Origin of the sequence: Mycobacterium sp. E3247, from assembly GCF_001667785.1 — a bacterium.
Taxonomy (GTDB): domain Bacteria; phylum Actinomycetota; class Actinomycetes; order Mycobacteriales; family Mycobacteriaceae; genus Mycobacterium.
Map to the genome: position 1 here is coordinate 1 of NZ_LZJG01000389.1, position 674 is coordinate 674.

General features: G+C 59.9%; 1 protein-coding gene. It reads right to left on the reverse strand.

The genetic code is table 11. The features are described 5' to 3' along the window. The coding region (locus tag A9X04_RS21000) for a class I SAM-dependent methyltransferase (RefSeq protein ID WP_067924536.1) at positions 1-674 on the reverse strand (674 nt) is incomplete at both ends.

Here is a 674-nt window from a genome sequence, read left to right on the forward strand (position 1 = left end):
TCACACGTGAACTGGTTGACGTCGGTGTAGCCCTGGCGGAACAGCTTGGCGCAGCCGGTCAGGTACTTCATGTAGCGCTCGTAGACCTCTTGGGACTGGATCGCGATCGCCTTTTCCCGGTTGGCCTCTAAATTGGCCGCCCATATATTAAGGGTGCGCGCGTAGTGTTCCCGCAGCAATTGCACTTTTTCAACCGTAAACCCGGCCGCCGGCGCCAATTTCAAAATGTCTTCCTGCGCCGGCAGCTGCCCGCCGGGGAAAATCTCCTTGTAGATGAATCGCGCGAATCGGATGTCGCTCATCGTCAGCGTGATGCCGCGCGCGGGCATTTCTTGCCATTGATACGTCAAAATTGTGTGCAGCAACATCCGGCCGTCGTCGGGAAGGATGCCGTAGGCGCGCTCGAAAAATGCGGGCCAACGTTCGGCCTTGAACGCCTCGAAGGCGCCGATGGTGACAATCCGATCGACTTTGTCGTCGAACTCCTCCCAGCCCTGCAGCCGGACCTCGACGTTGCGCTCGGTCGGAATAGCCGCCAGCCTCGCCTTGCTGTACTCGAACTGGTTGCGGCTGAGCGTGATTCCGATGACGTTGACGTCGAACTTCTCGATCGCCCGTTGCAGTGCTCCGCCCCAGCCGCAGCCGATGTCGAGCAACGTCATCCCGGGCTCGAG